Below are 13470 nucleotides of genomic sequence, written 5' to 3'. Positions count from 1 at the left end.
GTCCTGATTTCTCAGAACTTTCAATATTTTTTTTTAAAAAGGAACATCACTATCGTCGTCATTGGAGTTAGAACTGCTTCCAAAAGCTTCGTTGGCCGAAGGCAAATTCTTGGTAAAAAAAGGATTGTCATCACCAAGATTCATTTTGGAAGGTAAATCGTCAAAACCGCTACCATAATCTTCGAGGTTATCAAATTTACCGAGATTCCCTATAAATTTTAATCGCACATTTTCCAACGAACCATTTCTGTGTTTTGCAATAATAAATTCGGCTTGACCTGCAGTTGGTGATTGTTCATCATCATCCCATTCTTCAATTTTGTAATATTCTGGACGATAAATAAACGATACAATATCGGCATCTTGCTCAATTGCTCCAGATTCACGAAGGTCGGATAGTAAAGGTCTTTTACTTGAACCACGAGTTTCAACGGCACGCGATAATTGTGAAAGTGCAATTACAGGAACTTCTAATTCTTTTGCTAAAGCTTTTAGATTTCGTGAAATTGTTGAAATTTCTTGTTCACGATTTCCGCCACCTTTTCCATTTCCTCCAGCGGTCATTAACTGAAGATAATCGACAATAATTAATTTAATTCCGTGTTGCGAAGATAAACGTCTTGCTTTGGCACGTAAATCAAAAATGGATAATGATGGTGTATCATCAATATATAAAGGTGCTTTTTCTAAATCTTTAACCTTTACAGAAAGTTGCTCCCATTCGTGTTTTTCTAATTTTCCAGTACGAAGTTTTTCAGATGACAAACCCGTTTCTGATGAAATCAAACGAGTTATCAACTGAACAGAAGACATCTCAAGAGAGAATAATGCTACAGGATGACCAAAATCTATAGCCATATTACGAGCCATTGAAAGTACGAATGCTGTTTTACCCATACCTGGACGAGCCGCAATAATAACCAAATCTGATGGTTGCCACCCCGATGTAACTTTATCTAATTTATCAAAACCTGTTGCAATTCCTGATAAACCTTCTTTATTAGCAATTTCTTCAATTCGCTTTTTAGCTTGAATAACCAAACTTTGTGCTGTTTCTGAACTTCGTTTGATATTTCCTTGAGTAACTTCATATAATTTAGATTCGGCTTTGTCAAGTAAATCAAAAACATCGGTAGTTTCATCATAAGATTCCTCAATGATTTCTGAAGATATTCTAATCAAACTTCTTTGAATAAACTTTTGTAAAATAATTCGCGAGTGAAATTCAATATGTGCCGATGAAGATATCTTTTGTGTTAACTGTATAAGGTAAAAATCACCTCCAGCCAGTTCTAACTTAGCATTCTTTTTTAACTGAGCCGAAACTGTTAACAAGTCAATAGGCTGAGAATCTGTGAATAACTGAAATATAGCTTCAAATATGTGCTTGTGGGCATCTTTGTAAAAGGCATCCGATTGAAGAATATCAATAACCTCATCAACACCTTTTTTATCAATCATCATCGCTCCAAGAACTGCTTCCTCAAGGTCTAATGCTTGTGGAGGTAACTTCCCTTTTTCAAGATTGATTATAGTAGTTTTATCTACTTTAATTGGGTTTATATTTTTGAGATTTTCCATGTAGCGAAAGTAACCAATTCTGTAATTTTTGTGAACTTAAGTTATTACTATTTAATGTTCACAACTAATCGTTTTTTGTTAATAACCATAAAAAAATCCGTGAAGTCTATGGTTTTGGACAACACGGATTTCGATAAATTTTGTAAGATTTTACTCTTTATATTCGCCCATCTTGCTGTATTTGTCCATTCTCTGTGACACTAAATCAGTTGTTGATAAATCTTTCAATTCATTAAAAGCTTTCATAATATATTGCTCTACCGTTTTGAAAGTTGTTACTTTATCATAATGAGCTCCACCAAGTGGTTCTGGAATAATATCGTCGACTAATTTTTGTTTTTTCATATCTGTCGAAGTCAATTTTAAGGCATCGGCAGCTTGCTCTTTATATTCCCAACTTTTCCATAAAATTGATGAACAAGATTCAGGAGAGATTACAGAATACCAAGTATTTTCCATCATTAAAACTCTATCTCCGACACCAATTCCTAAAGCTCCACCAGAAGCACCTTCACCAACGATTACACAAATAATTGGCACTTTAAGACGGCACATTTCAAAAATATTTCTAGCAATAGCTTCTCCTTGTCCTCTTTCTTCTGCTTCTAAACCCGGAAAAGCTCCAGGAGTATCGATAAAAGTAACTACAGGAATTCCAAATTTTTCGGCCATTTTCATCAATCGAAGTGCTTTTCTATAGCCTTCAGGATTTGCCATTCCAAAATTTCTATACTGACGCATTTTGGTATTGATTCCTTTTTGTTGACCTATAAGCATAAATGATTGTCCGTCAATTTGACCTAAACCACCAATCATGGCTTTATCATCTTTAAAATTTCTGTCTCCAAAAAGTTCTAAAAAAGTTCCTTTAGTTAAAGTTGTAATATGCTCTAAAGTATAAGGTCTGTTAGGATGACGAGAAAGTTGAACACGTTGCCAAGCTGTTAAATTCTTGTATATTTTACGCTTTGTTTCTTCAAGTTTTTTCTCGATTTGTTTGCAAGTATTGGTTACATCAACATCTGATTCTAGACCAATAATCTGACATTTGTCTAATTGGTCTTCCAACTCTTTAATAGGAAGCTCAAAATCTAAATATTCCATAGGATTTGTGCGTTTTAATTAAAATTCGAATTACAAAGATAAAATTTTAAATCTTTTGTAAAAGTAATTTTACATGATAAGTTGTAAACAAAAGTTAAGTTGTTTTTAATCTGCTTTTTAAAATTCCATTTAAAATAACAGTTAATAAGATAATTACGGCTCCAACATAAAATTGTGGACTCATTTGCTCTTTATCTTCAAAAATTATAACCGCAAGAATGATTCCGTAAATAGGTTCTAAATTTATGGTGAGCATAACTGTATATGGACTTAAAAATTTCATAACCGCTGTTGAGGCAATAAAAGCATAAGCTGTACAAACCGAACTTAATATCAATAAATAAACAAAATCGGAAGTAGTCAGTTGAAAAAATTCAGAATTAAAACTATTTGTAAAAAGTAGGAATATTGAGAAAAACAAAACACCTCCGCCCAATTCGTAATAAGAAATTACCGATGGATCATAGTCTTTAACAAACTTACTATTGATAACCGCAAAAGAAGCAGAAAGAAAAGCCGAAGTCAATGCCAAAAGAATTCCCTCAACGTATCTTCCTTCAACATTAAATATTATTGAAAGTCCGAAAACAACTATTAACCCGAAGAAAATTTCATACCAGACAATCTTTTTTCCGAAGAAAATAGGTTCGATAAGTGAAGTAAAGAATGCACCTGTTGATAAACAAGCTAGTGTAATAGAAACATTTGACACTTTGATAGCTCTAAAAAAAGTAAACCAATGAAGTGCAATTACTAATCCAGCAACAAGAAACTTCAAAAGAATTCGCTTAGGAATCTTTATAGGCATCCTTTTGTATTTGATGTAAATAAAAATAAATCCAACAGCAAACAACATTCTATACCAAACCAATGGTAATGCATCAAGAGTAATTAGTCTTCCTAAGATTGCTGTGAAACCCCAAATGAAAACTATCAAATGAAGGTGTAAATAACTTTTGTTGTTATCGCTTAGCATTGCGTAATAAATATATTGCTAAGATTCCAAAAAGAATATTCGGAATCCACACTGCAATTATTGGTGGTGCTGCAGATTTTTCTGCTAAAACACCAAAAACTTTATCTAAAAACACAAAAGCAAAAGCAAGTAAAATACCAATTGCAAGATTAATTCCCATTCCACCTCTTCGCTTCATTGAAGAAACGGCTACAGCAATAATTGTAAGGATAAATGCAGAAACAGGTATACTATACTTTTTATATAAAACCACTAAATAAGTGTTGATGTTGGTAGAACCTCTAGTTTTTTCTTTTTCAATAAATTTAGTTAATTCAAAATAAGACAGTGTTTCTGCAATGTAAACAACTGGTGTCAAATCTTCTAAATCAAAATTAAGAACTGTATCTTTTTTTTGTTCTGAAATAATAACATCTCCTAACTCTCCTATTTTCCTTTTTTTGAAATCAAATAAAGTATAAGAGCTATCTCTTGGATTCCATTTTATTCTACTGGCAGATACTTTGTATTTTAATTTATCATTTTCAAATTTCTCCATAGAAAAATTGAATGCCATTTTAGAAACCGAATTAAAACTACTTACATAAATATATTCATCTTTATTGATTTGACGATAGACATCAGAATTGTCTCGCATCTCATTTTGTCCATTTCCAATAAGATACATGTATCTAAAATTTTTAAATCCTTCACTAGCTTTTGGAACCAAAAAGAATCCCATCATCAAAGCAAACAGTGAAACTATTGTTGCTCCAATAATATAAGGTCTCAAAAATCTTGTAAAGGAAATTCCAGAACTTAATATGGCAATAATTTCAGTATTATTAGCAAGTTTTGAAGTAAACCATATAATAGATAGAAATAAAAATATAGGAAAAAGTAAATTAGCAAAATAAATAGTAAAATCTACATAGTATTGAGCAATAGCACTAAAAGGCACATTGTTCTCAATCATTTTATTGACTTTTTCAGATACGTCAATGGTTATCCCAATAGGAATAAACATCAACAACATAACAGAAAATGTGGTTAAATAGCGTTTTAATATGTATTTATCTAATATTGTAAGCATAGTTTTCTTTTGTTTAATATGGTTTAAAATTGTTTAAGTTAGTTTAGATGGTTTAATACTGTTTTATCAAACAAAACTCTTAAACCTTTAAACCTTTAAACTCTTAAACTTTTAAACTCTTAAACTTTTTAAACTTTTCTATAATCGTTGACTCATTTGCTTAACCATCATTTCTTTCCAAACTCTAAAATCGCCAGCAATAATATGTTTTCTTGCTTCACGAACCAACCACATATAAAAACCTAAATTGTGGATAGTTGCAATTTGTTTTCCAAGATACTCATTGGCAGCAAACAAATGTCGAAGATAAGCTTTTGTGTATTCGGTATCTACAAAAGTGATTCCCATTTCATCTAAAGGAGAAAAATCATCTTCCCACTTCTTATTTTTGATGTTTATGGTTCCGTTTGCTGTGAATAACATTCCGTTTCTTGCATTACGAGTTGGCATAACACAATCAAACATATCTACACCAAGTGCTATATTTTCTAAAATATTAATTGGAGTTCCAACTCCCATTAAGTAACGTGGTTTGTCTTCTGGAAGAATATCACAAACAACCTCTGTCATGGCATACATTTCTTCGGCTGGCTCACCAACAGATAAACCTCCAATAGCATTTCCAACTTGATTAGAATTGGCAATATATTCAGCACTTTGCATTCTCAAATCTTTATAAGTACTTCCTTGAACTATTGGAAAAAATGCTTGATTATAACCATATTTTACTGGAACTTTTTCCAAATGATTAATACATCTATCCAACCAACGATGCGTCATTTTCATAGAACGTTGTGCGTAACGATAATCACATGGATAAGGTGTACATTCATCAAATGCCATTATAATATCAGCACCAATGGTACGTTGAATTTCCATTACATTTTCTGGGGTAAAAAAATGGTAGGAACCATCAATATGCGATTTGAACTTAACTCCTTCTTCCTTAATTTTTCTATTTGCCGAAAGCGAATACACTTGATAACCGCCTGAATCGGTTAAGATATTTCTATCCCAATTCATAAATTTATGCAAACCACCAGCTTTTTCAAGAATTTCGGTTTGCGGACGAAGGTATAAATGGTAGGTATTCCCTAAAATAATATCAGGATTAATTTCTTCTTTTAATTCGCGTTGGTGTACTCCTTTTACAGAAGCAACGGTTCCAACTGGCATAAAAATTGGAGTTTCAATAACTCCATGATCGGTAGTAATTTTTCCAGCTCTAGCTTTAGAGTGGGCATCTTTTTGTAATAAATCGAATTTCATATAGGCATTTTCAGTTGGCAAAGATAAATTATTTTAGATTTTAGATTTTAGATTTTAGATTTATTTGTGATTCTAAACTATTAATAACTTGTAATAAAATCTTTTGCCTCGCCAAAAAAATAGATTTACTTTTACACCATTATAATTTATAACTACATAAAATGTCTAACATTCAACAACTACAAGATTTTACAACACAAGTACGAAGAGACATTCTTCGCATGGTTCATGCCGTAAATTCAGGTCATCCAGGAGGTTCTCTTGGTTGTGCAGAATTTTTAGTAGCGCTTTACCAAGACCTCATGAAACGCAACGAAGGATTTGACATGAACGGAACAAATGAAGATATTTTCTTCTTGTCAAACGGTCATATTTCTCCAGTTTTTTACAGCGTTTTAGCAAGAAGTGGCTATTTCCCTGTTTCAGAATTAGCAACTTTTAGAAAATTAAACACGCGTTTGCAAGGACATCCAACAACACATGAAGGTTTACCTGGAATTAGAATGGCTTCTGGCTCCTTAGGACAAGGTTTATCTGTAGCAATTGGTGCTGCTCAAGCAAAAAAACTTAATAACGACAATCATTTAGTTTACGCTTTAACTGGTGATGGTGAATTGCAAGAAGGTCAAAATTGGGAAGCAATTATGTATGCTTCAGCAAAAAATGTAGACAATTTAATCGCAACTGTAGATTACAATGGTCAACAAATTGATGGTTCTACTAAAGACGTTTTGAACATGGGCAACTTGAAAGCTAAATTTGAAGCTTTCGATTGGGATGTTTTAGAAATTACCGAAGGAAACAATATTGAAGCAATTATCGCTGGAATGAACGAAGCAAAATCAAGAACTGGAAAAGGAAAACCCGTTTGCGTAATTCTTCATACAGAAATGGGTAATGGTGTAGATTTTATGATGCACACTCATGCTTGGCACGGAAAAGCACCAAGTGACGAACAATTAGCAAATGCTTTAGGACAAAACGCAGCAACTTTAGGAGACTACTAATTAACAGATACTGAAATAAATTCAGCATAAAATGAAAAAATATACAAACACAGGAAGTAAAGATACACGTTCAGGATTTGGTGCAGGAATGACCGAATTAGGACAAAAAAACGAAAATGTTGTTGCACTTTGCGCGGATTTAATTGGTTCGTTAAAATTTGACGATTTCAAAAAAAATCATCCAGAGCGCTTTTTTCAAATCGGAATTGCTGAGGCCAACATGATTGGAATTGCAGCTGGTTTAACCATTGGTGGAAAAATTCCATTTACAGGAACTTTCGCTAACTTTTCTACAGGAAGAGTTTACGATCAAATTCGTCAATCGGTTGCGTATTCAGATAAGAATGTAAAAATTTGCGCTTCTCATGCTGGTTTAACACTTGGTGAAGATGGCGCAACACATCAAATACTAGAAGATATTGGTTTGATGAAAATGTTACCAGGAATGACCGTAATTAATACTTGCGATTACAATCAAACTAAAGCTGCAACAATTGCCTTGGCAGATCACCATGGACCAGCTTATTTGCGTTTTGGTCGTCCAGTAGTGCCTAATTTTATGCCTTCTGACGAACCTTTCGTAATTGGAAAAGCTATCATGTTAAATGAAGGAACTGATGTAACCATTATTGCTACAGGTCATTTAGTTTGGGAAGCATTAATAGCTGCTGAAGCTCTTGAAGCAAAAGGAATTTCAGCAGAAGTTATAAATATTCACACCATTAAACCTTTGGATGAAGAAGCAATTTTAAAATCAGTTGCTAAAACAGGTTGTGTAGTAACTGCTGAAGAGCACAATATGCTTGGCGGATTAGGAGAAAGTGTTGCAAGAACATTAGCATTAAATAATCCAAAACCACAAGAATTTGTTGCTGTTCAAGATTCATTTGGGGAAAGCGGAACTCCAGAACAATTAATGAACAAATACAAACTTAACAACGAAGCTATTGTTGATGCAGTAGAAAGAGTAATTAAAAGAAAATAATTTTTTCAATAAAATACAAAATCCGTCTTGTACAAACAAGGCGGATTTTTTTTATGGATAAAATACAAATAAAAAACCACCACATTACTGTGATGGTTTTACGAAGAGCCGGCGGAGGGACTCGAACCCACGACCTGCTGATTACAAATCAGCTGCTCTAGCCAACTGAGCTACGCTGGCCGGTCTCAATTCTGGTGCAAATATAATAGTGATTTTTAAATCACCAAAACTTTTTTACACTTTTTTGATGATTTTTTTAATTAAAGTGCGTTGATTTTTTCAATCAATTGATTTGCAGTTTGTTCTAATTCTGCATTGATTTGTTTGAAATGTGCTTTTTTATTTTCTACTTTTTTAGCATTAACCTTAACGATTAAAGCATCAAAAGATGTAATTGCTTCATCTATAACTGCATTGGTAGCTGCTGTTGGCTTTCCTTCGCTAGTCATTTCGTGAATATAAACTGCTTCAATAATATCTCCTAAAACGAAGTTGATGTCTTTTTTTAAATTTTTAACGCTTGGCATTTTCTTTATTTTTTAAATTCGGTGCAAAATTACACATAATCTTTTTAATATAGGTTAAGAAATGTAAATTTCTAACATAGATGCTTTTCCGTGAATTTCAAATTCGCTAATTTTTGCAGGAATTAAAACCGTATCACCAGTTTTATAAGAATAGGTTACATCATTATGTTTTAATTCAAAACTTCCTTCAACACACATATAAACTAAAAAGGAATTTTCATCATTTACAACTTCTAAACTTCCATCAAGAGGAATAAAATTTGTTGTGAAATAAGGACAATCAACAATTGCATTAGCTTCGTTTTCAACTTTCGAATAGCTTTTTTCAGCATCAACTACATCATAATTTATAGCATCTAAGGCTAAATCAACATGAAGGTCTCGTGTATTTCCATTAGCATCTACTCTATCAAAATCGTATAATCTATATGTTATATCTGATGTTTGTTGGATTTCTGCAATAACCGTTCCTGCACCAATTGCGTGAACCGTTCCGGTTTCTAAGAAGTAAACATCACCTTTTTTTACCTTTTTGGTATCCAGAATATCTATTAAAGTTTTGTTTTCCAGATTCTCTATATATTCTTTTTGAGATGAATTTTCTTTGAAACCAACAATTAATCTTGCATTTTCATCAGCTTGCATAACATACCACATTTCGGTTTTACCAAATGAATTGTGACGTTTAGCCGCCAATTCATCATTTGGATGCACTTGAATAGATAAATCTTGGCGAGCATCAAGATACTTAAAAAGTAGAGGGAATTGTTTTCCAAATTTTTTATAAACATTAGTTCCTAAAACTTGTTCTGGAAATTCGTTGATTAATTCGTTTAACGATTTTCCTTCAAAAACTCCATTAGCAATTACACTAACATCATTTTCTACGGTAGAAATTTCCCAGCTTTCTCCAGTAATTTCAGATGAAATAGGTTTGTTTAAATAATCTTTCAGTTTTGTTCCGCCCCAAATTCTATCTTTAAGAATAGGTTGAAATTGCAATGGATAAAATTTCATTTGTTCTAATTTTGAGTGCAAAGATGGATATTTTTTAACGTAACGTTAATAATTTGTATCAAATACTTGGCAAGTTCGATGAATTATTAAAAAATATAGTAAACCAAAACTAATTTGTCAATTTTTTCAAAACTTTAAGTGCTTTTGTAATATGAATTTCAGATGACATACTATTAAAAACCATTATCACCATACCTTGTTTATCAATTACAAAGGTTTCACGACCTGGAATTATGAATAAATTATTTTGAACACCAAAGAGCTTCCGTAATTTTTTATCATTATCGGAAAGTAAAATAAATGGAAGATTGAATTTGCTTTTAAACTTTAAATGTGAAGTAATTGTGTCAGAACTAATTCCGATTACCTCAGCTCCTAAATCTTTAAATTCTTGATAATTATCTCTAAAACTACAGGCTTGAGCTGTGCATCCAGGCGTATCATCTTTTGGGTAAAAATAAATCACAAGTGGTTGTTTTCCAATATAGTCTTGCGAATTAAAAATGTTTCCATTAGTATCTTTTGCTGAAAAACTGGGAAGCTTATCTCCTATTTTTAAAGACATATTAGTTTCCTTTATAGGTTACAAAATTTCGAGGAGTTTCATAAAGAACCACTTCTAATTCTTTATTAGTTTCAATGTGATTTCTTAGTTTATTCCAAATTACAACTGCAATATTTTCGGCAGTTGGATTTAAATCGGCAAAATCTATAACATCTAGATTCAAATTTTTATGGTCAAAAGCATTTTCGATATGTTCTTTTATCAAATCTGACAATATTTTTACATCAACAACAAAACCAGTTTCTTGGTCAATTTCTCCTGTAACAGAAACAATTAACTCATAATTGTGCCCATGAAAATTAGGATTATTACACTTGCCAAAAACCAAGTCGTTTTGCTCCATAGACCAATCTTTTCGATACAATCGATGCGCTGCGTTGAAATGTGCTTTTCTTGAAACGGTAACTTTCATTTTGATTAAGGATTTGCGATTAAAGGATTGAGGATTTTCACTTCGACAAGCTCAGCGTGACAGAAATTATAATTTATGGTCTTCTAAATAGTGGTAAAACTCATCAAATATTATTTTGAACCAAACTGTATAAATATCAGGATTTTGAATCATATCGTCTTTGATATCCTCAATGGTCATCCATTTCCAACTTTCTACTTCTTCACAATTGATGTTAGGTTCTTCATTGGAATATCCAATCATAACGTGATCTAATTCGTGTTCGGTTAAACCGTTATCAAATGGAGCTTTGTAGATGAAATTAAATAATTCCTTCAATTCAGTTTTGAAACCCATTTCTTCATACAAACGACGTTTTCCTGCTTCAATATTGGTTTCTCCAGCACGTTGATGACTGCAACAAGTGTTTGTCCAAAGTAAAGGCGAATGATATTTGTGATGTGCACGTTGTTGCAACATGACTTCATTTTTATCATTTAAAACAAATACCGAAAATGCACGATGCAAAACTGCTTTTTCGTGAGCTTCAAGTTTGTTCATCAAACCAATAGGTTCGTCTTTTTCGTTGACTAAAATTACTTGTTCTTCTTTCATATATTTTTTATGATGGTCAAAAATACGAAAAAAGAATTGCTTGAGAAGTGATTTTAGAGTTTGTGAAAAGTTTAACGTGTGTTTATATTTTGTATTTTTATAAAATAAACTTAACTTTTTATAGTTAGAATAAATATGAAGGTAAAAATTTACATTTTATTACTATTTCCAATTGTAACTTTTTCTCAACTTTCAGAAAAAGTAAATATTATTTACCAAGAGTTAAATACAAAAAAACAAATTGAAAGTCAAAATATTGGTTACAGTGGCGCCGAAAGTCAAGTTTATTTACTCTATTCCGAGTTAGATAAAATTGCAACAGACTCTGAAGTTCTTTTTATGGCTGAAAATGGTAATAATGTTGTAAAAAATTATATGTCTGCTATTTTAGTTGATAGAAAATCAAATAAAATTTTAGACTTATTTAAAACATTTATAAAAAATGAAGAAGAAGTACACATTCAAACTGGATGCATGGGTTACAATTCTACCATAGTTAGTCAATTATATAGTTATATATTTTATCAAAACAAAAAAATTGAAAATATAAAATTCAACAAAAAAAATTATACACTTAAAGAAATTAAGGAATATCAATTTGAAATTGAAACAAAATGGACAAAAAAAGAAATAAATAATCTTTTGAAAGAACTAAATTTTGCAGTACTAGATTCAGATGAACTAAATCCAATTTCACTCAACATAATATTCAATTTAAATAATTATAAGTTTGACAATTATGATAAAGTAAAATATTTTGCAAATAAATACCCTTCAAGAGAAACATTAGCTACGTTAGCTAATTTTCAAAATAAAAATGATTTAGAATTATTTCATCAAAACATTGATATTTCGTTTTTAGCAATTTCAAAATTTCCAGATGAATCCTTTATTAAAACTCTTCAAAACAAAGAAATCGAAAATTTAGAAAATTTAGATTATTACGAAGCTATCTCATCTATTTGTGCTGACGATATTAACCAAATAAAGAAAAATATATTTGACAAACTAAGTAAATCTGATAATATGTTTACACAAGAATATGTTCAATATCTTGAAGAAGCATTAAAAAAATATAGTTGTGAATTTAACTCTCACTTACTATTAGAAATAGAGAAATTCCACAACCGTTAAACTTTCCTTAAATCATCTCAATTTGTAATCTGTAAGACATTTTGCAACGTACTTCTATTGTAAATTTGTACATCAATTAATTTAATTGTTATGAGAAAAATAATCACATTTTTGTTTTTGATTCCTTTGCTTACGCTAACGGCTTGTGGACAATCAAACAAAAAAATTTCAAAAAAAGATACTTCAGCTATGGAAAATGTAATTAGTAAACCCGAAAATCCTTACTATTCAAATACAGATACTAAGAAACTAAATGTTTCGAATGCCGAATGGAAAAAAGTTTTATCACCTGATTTGTATGCTGTAGCGAGAGAAGCAGATACCGAAAGAGCTTTTACAGGAACCATGTGGAAAGATGAAACCAAAGGAACTTATTATTGTGCTGCTTGTGGTTACAAACTATTCAAATCCAATCAAAAGTTTACAAGTAGTTGCGGATGGCCTAGCTTTTTTGAACAAGAAAACAAAGAAAGTATCACTTTTAAAGATGATAATTCTTATGGAATGAGAAGAATTGAAGCCAATTGCGGACGATGTGATTCGCACCTAGGACATTTATTTGATGATGGTCCGGAGCCAACAGGTAAAAGATATTGCATGAATGCTATTTCGCTAGATTTTGTTCCAGATGGTGTAGCTATAAATTCTGCAAATCTAGAAACTATTGTTCTTGGTGGTGGTTGTTTTTGGTGTGTAGAAGCCGTTTATCAAAACCTTGAAGGCGTGAAAAGCGTTTACTCTGGTTATGCTGGAGGTATGGTAGAAGATCCAAGTTATGAGCAAGTTTGTACTGGTAGAACTGGCGCTGCTGAAGTTGTAGAAATAACTTACGATAAAACTAAAACCAATTTAGATGAAATTTTTCAAGTTTTTTTTACCGTTCACGATCCAACAACACTAAATCGTCAAGGTGCTGATTCAGGAACACAATACCGTTCAGTGATTTTTTATAAAAACGAAAACGAGAAAAAAGCGGCTCAAAATTTGATTGCTGAATTGAATGAAAAAGTATTTGCAAATAAAATTGTAACGACTTTAGAACCTCTAAAAAAATTCTATAAAGCAGAAGAATATCACCAAGGATATTATGAAAACAACAAAAACAAACCTTATTGCCAAATGGTAATTCAACCCAAAATTGAAAAATTTGAAAAGGTTTTTAAAGATAGATTGAAAAAGAACTAAATTGTCAATTGAAGAACCGCTTGTGAAAATGAGCGGTTTTTT

The 13470-nt window shown here is 31.6% G+C and carries 14 protein-coding genes and 1 tRNA gene; 4 read left to right on the top strand and 11 right to left on the bottom strand.

The features are described from left to right. Window positions 1–33: 33 nt before the first annotated feature. The 5 genes from dnaB to tgt form a co-directional block, all read right to left on the bottom strand. Complete coding sequence (gene dnaB, locus ABD771_RS00495) at window positions 34–1581, bottom strand: replicative DNA helicase (RefSeq protein WP_345089054.1); 1548 nt, start codon at window positions 1579–1581, stop codon at window positions 34–36. Between the two features lie 150 nt (window positions 1582–1731). Then, entirely contained in the window at window positions 1732–2685 is a 954-nt protein-coding gene (locus tag ABD771_RS00490) for an acetyl-CoA carboxylase carboxyltransferase subunit alpha (protein ID WP_345089052.1), read from the bottom strand. Window positions 2686–2779: 94 nt separating this feature from the next. Continuing rightward, a complete protein-coding gene (locus ABD771_RS00485; RefSeq protein ID WP_345089049.1) occupies window positions 2780–3661 on the bottom strand; it encodes a DMT family transporter in 882 nt (293 codons plus the stop codon). Then, window positions 3648–4733 (bottom strand): LptF/LptG family permease, encoded by a 1086-nt coding sequence (locus ABD771_RS00480; RefSeq protein WP_345089046.1) that lies wholly within the window; start codon window positions 4731–4733, stop codon window positions 3648–3650. The genes ABD771_RS00485 and ABD771_RS00480 overlap by 14 nt, the downstream gene beginning before the upstream one ends. A gap of 138 nt (window positions 4734–4871) precedes the next feature. Beyond that, window positions 4872–6002 carry a tRNA guanosine(34) transglycosylase Tgt gene (gene tgt, locus ABD771_RS00475; RefSeq protein ID WP_345089043.1) on the bottom strand — a complete coding sequence of 377 codons (1131 nt, stop codon included), beginning with the start codon at window positions 6000–6002 and terminating at the stop codon, window positions 4872–4874. A 161-nt stretch (window positions 6003–6163) separates the two neighbouring features. On the opposite strand from tgt, the gene ABD771_RS00470 reads away from it, so the two are divergent. After that, window positions 6164–7009 (top strand): transketolase, encoded by an 846-nt coding sequence (locus ABD771_RS00470; protein WP_345089040.1) that lies wholly within the window; start codon window positions 6164–6166, stop codon window positions 7007–7009. Window positions 7010–7040: 31 nt separating this feature from the next. Continuing rightward, window positions 7041–7994: a transketolase family protein gene (locus ABD771_RS00465; RefSeq protein ID WP_345089037.1), complete on the top strand. Its 954-nt coding sequence runs from the start codon at window positions 7041–7043 to the stop codon at window positions 7992–7994. Between the two features lie 106 nt (window positions 7995–8100). Here the strand turns inward: ABD771_RS00465 and ABD771_RS00460 are convergent. The 6 genes from ABD771_RS00460 to idi form a co-directional block, all read right to left on the bottom strand. Beyond that, window positions 8101–8174 (bottom strand) — tRNA-Thr (locus ABD771_RS00460). Between the two features lie 80 nt (window positions 8175–8254). Beyond that, window positions 8255–8521, bottom strand: coding sequence for a hypothetical protein (locus tag ABD771_RS00455; RefSeq protein WP_345089034.1), 267 nt, complete (start codon window positions 8519–8521; stop codon window positions 8255–8257). Window positions 8522–8575: 54 nt separating this feature from the next. Next, window positions 8576–9538, bottom strand: coding sequence for a type I phosphomannose isomerase catalytic subunit (locus ABD771_RS00450; protein ID WP_345089031.1), 963 nt, complete (start codon window positions 9536–9538; stop codon window positions 8576–8578). A 109-nt stretch (window positions 9539–9647) separates the two neighbouring features. Then, on the bottom strand, window positions 9648–10103 hold the full coding sequence (locus ABD771_RS00445) for a peroxiredoxin (RefSeq protein ID WP_345089028.1): 456 nt from the start codon (window positions 10101–10103) through the stop codon (window positions 9648–9650). A gap of 1 nt (window position 10104) precedes the next feature. After that, the gene (locus ABD771_RS00440; protein WP_345089025.1) at window positions 10105–10515 is read right to left on the bottom strand and encodes a 6-pyruvoyl trahydropterin synthase family protein; all 411 of its coding nucleotides are present in this window, start codon (window positions 10513–10515) and stop codon (window positions 10105–10107) included. A gap of 66 nt (window positions 10516–10581) precedes the next feature. Beyond that, window positions 10582–11109 (bottom strand): isopentenyl-diphosphate Delta-isomerase, encoded by a 528-nt coding sequence (idi, locus tag ABD771_RS00435; RefSeq protein ID WP_345089022.1) that lies wholly within the window; start codon window positions 11107–11109, stop codon window positions 10582–10584. 135 nt (window positions 11110–11244) lie between these two features. Between idi and ABD771_RS00430 the strand changes: the two genes are divergently transcribed. After that, a complete protein-coding gene (locus tag ABD771_RS00430; protein ID WP_345089019.1) occupies window positions 11245–12243 on the top strand; it encodes a hypothetical protein in 999 nt (332 codons plus the stop codon). Window positions 12244–12333: 90 nt separating this feature from the next. Next, window positions 12334–13428, top strand: a complete 1095-nt coding sequence (locus tag ABD771_RS00425; RefSeq protein WP_425556436.1) for a bifunctional methionine sulfoxide reductase B/A protein — start codon at window positions 12334–12336, stop codon at window positions 13426–13428. The last annotated feature ends 42 nt before the right edge of the window (window positions 13429–13470 follow it).

The sequence above is a fragment of the Flavobacterium chungnamense genome, assembly GCF_039539165.1.
Taxonomy (GTDB): domain Bacteria; phylum Bacteroidota; class Bacteroidia; order Flavobacteriales; family Flavobacteriaceae; genus Flavobacterium; species Flavobacterium chungnamense.
Note: the sequence above shows the minus strand (reverse complement) of the source record. Positions and strands in the feature narration are given on the sequence as shown.

What these genes read in the sequence shown, in the direction of transcription:
- ABD771_RS00470 (WP_345089040.1), top strand. Translation starts at nt 6,164, where the DNA reads ATGTCTAACATTCAACAACTACAAGATTTTACAACACAAGTACGAAGA.
- ABD771_RS00455 (WP_345089034.1), bottom strand. Translation starts at nt 8,521, where the DNA reads ATGCCAAGCGTTAAAAATTTAAAAAAAGACATCAACTTCGTTTTAGGA.
- ABD771_RS00450 (WP_345089031.1), bottom strand. Translation starts at nt 9,538, where the DNA reads ATGAAATTTTATCCATTGCAATTTCAACCTATTCTTAAAGATAGAATT.
- dnaB (WP_345089054.1), bottom strand. Translation starts at nt 1,581, where the DNA reads ATGGAAAATCTCAAAAATATAAACCCAATTAAAGTAGATAAAACTACT.
- ABD771_RS00425 (WP_425556436.1), top strand. Translation starts at nt 12,334, where the DNA reads ATGAGAAAAATAATCACATTTTTGTTTTTGATTCCTTTGCTTACGCTA.
- idi (WP_345089022.1), bottom strand. Translation starts at nt 11,109, where the DNA reads ATGAAAGAAGAACAAGTAATTTTAGTCAACGAAAAAGACGAACCTATT.
- ABD771_RS00445 (WP_345089028.1), bottom strand. Translation starts at nt 10,103, where the DNA reads ATGTCTTTAAAAATAGGAGATAAGCTTCCCAGTTTTTCAGCAAAAGAT.
- ABD771_RS00440 (WP_345089025.1), bottom strand. Translation starts at nt 10,515, where the DNA reads ATGAAAGTTACCGTTTCAAGAAAAGCACATTTCAACGCAGCGCATCGA.
- ABD771_RS00480 (WP_345089046.1), bottom strand. Translation starts at nt 4,733, where the DNA reads ATGCTTACAATATTAGATAAATACATATTAAAACGCTATTTAACCACA.
- ABD771_RS00485 (WP_345089049.1), bottom strand. Translation starts at nt 3,661, where the DNA reads ATGCTAAGCGATAACAACAAAAGTTATTTACACCTTCATTTGATAGTT.
- ABD771_RS00465 (WP_345089037.1), top strand. Translation starts at nt 7,041, where the DNA reads ATGAAAAAATATACAAACACAGGAAGTAAAGATACACGTTCAGGATTT.
- ABD771_RS00430 (WP_345089019.1), top strand. Translation starts at nt 11,245, where the DNA reads ATGAAGGTAAAAATTTACATTTTATTACTATTTCCAATTGTAACTTTT.
- tgt (WP_345089043.1), bottom strand. Translation starts at nt 6,002, where the DNA reads ATGAAATTCGATTTATTACAAAAAGATGCCCACTCTAAAGCTAGAGCT.
- ABD771_RS00490 (WP_345089052.1), bottom strand. Translation starts at nt 2,685, where the DNA reads ATGGAATATTTAGATTTTGAGCTTCCTATTAAAGAGTTGGAAGACCAA.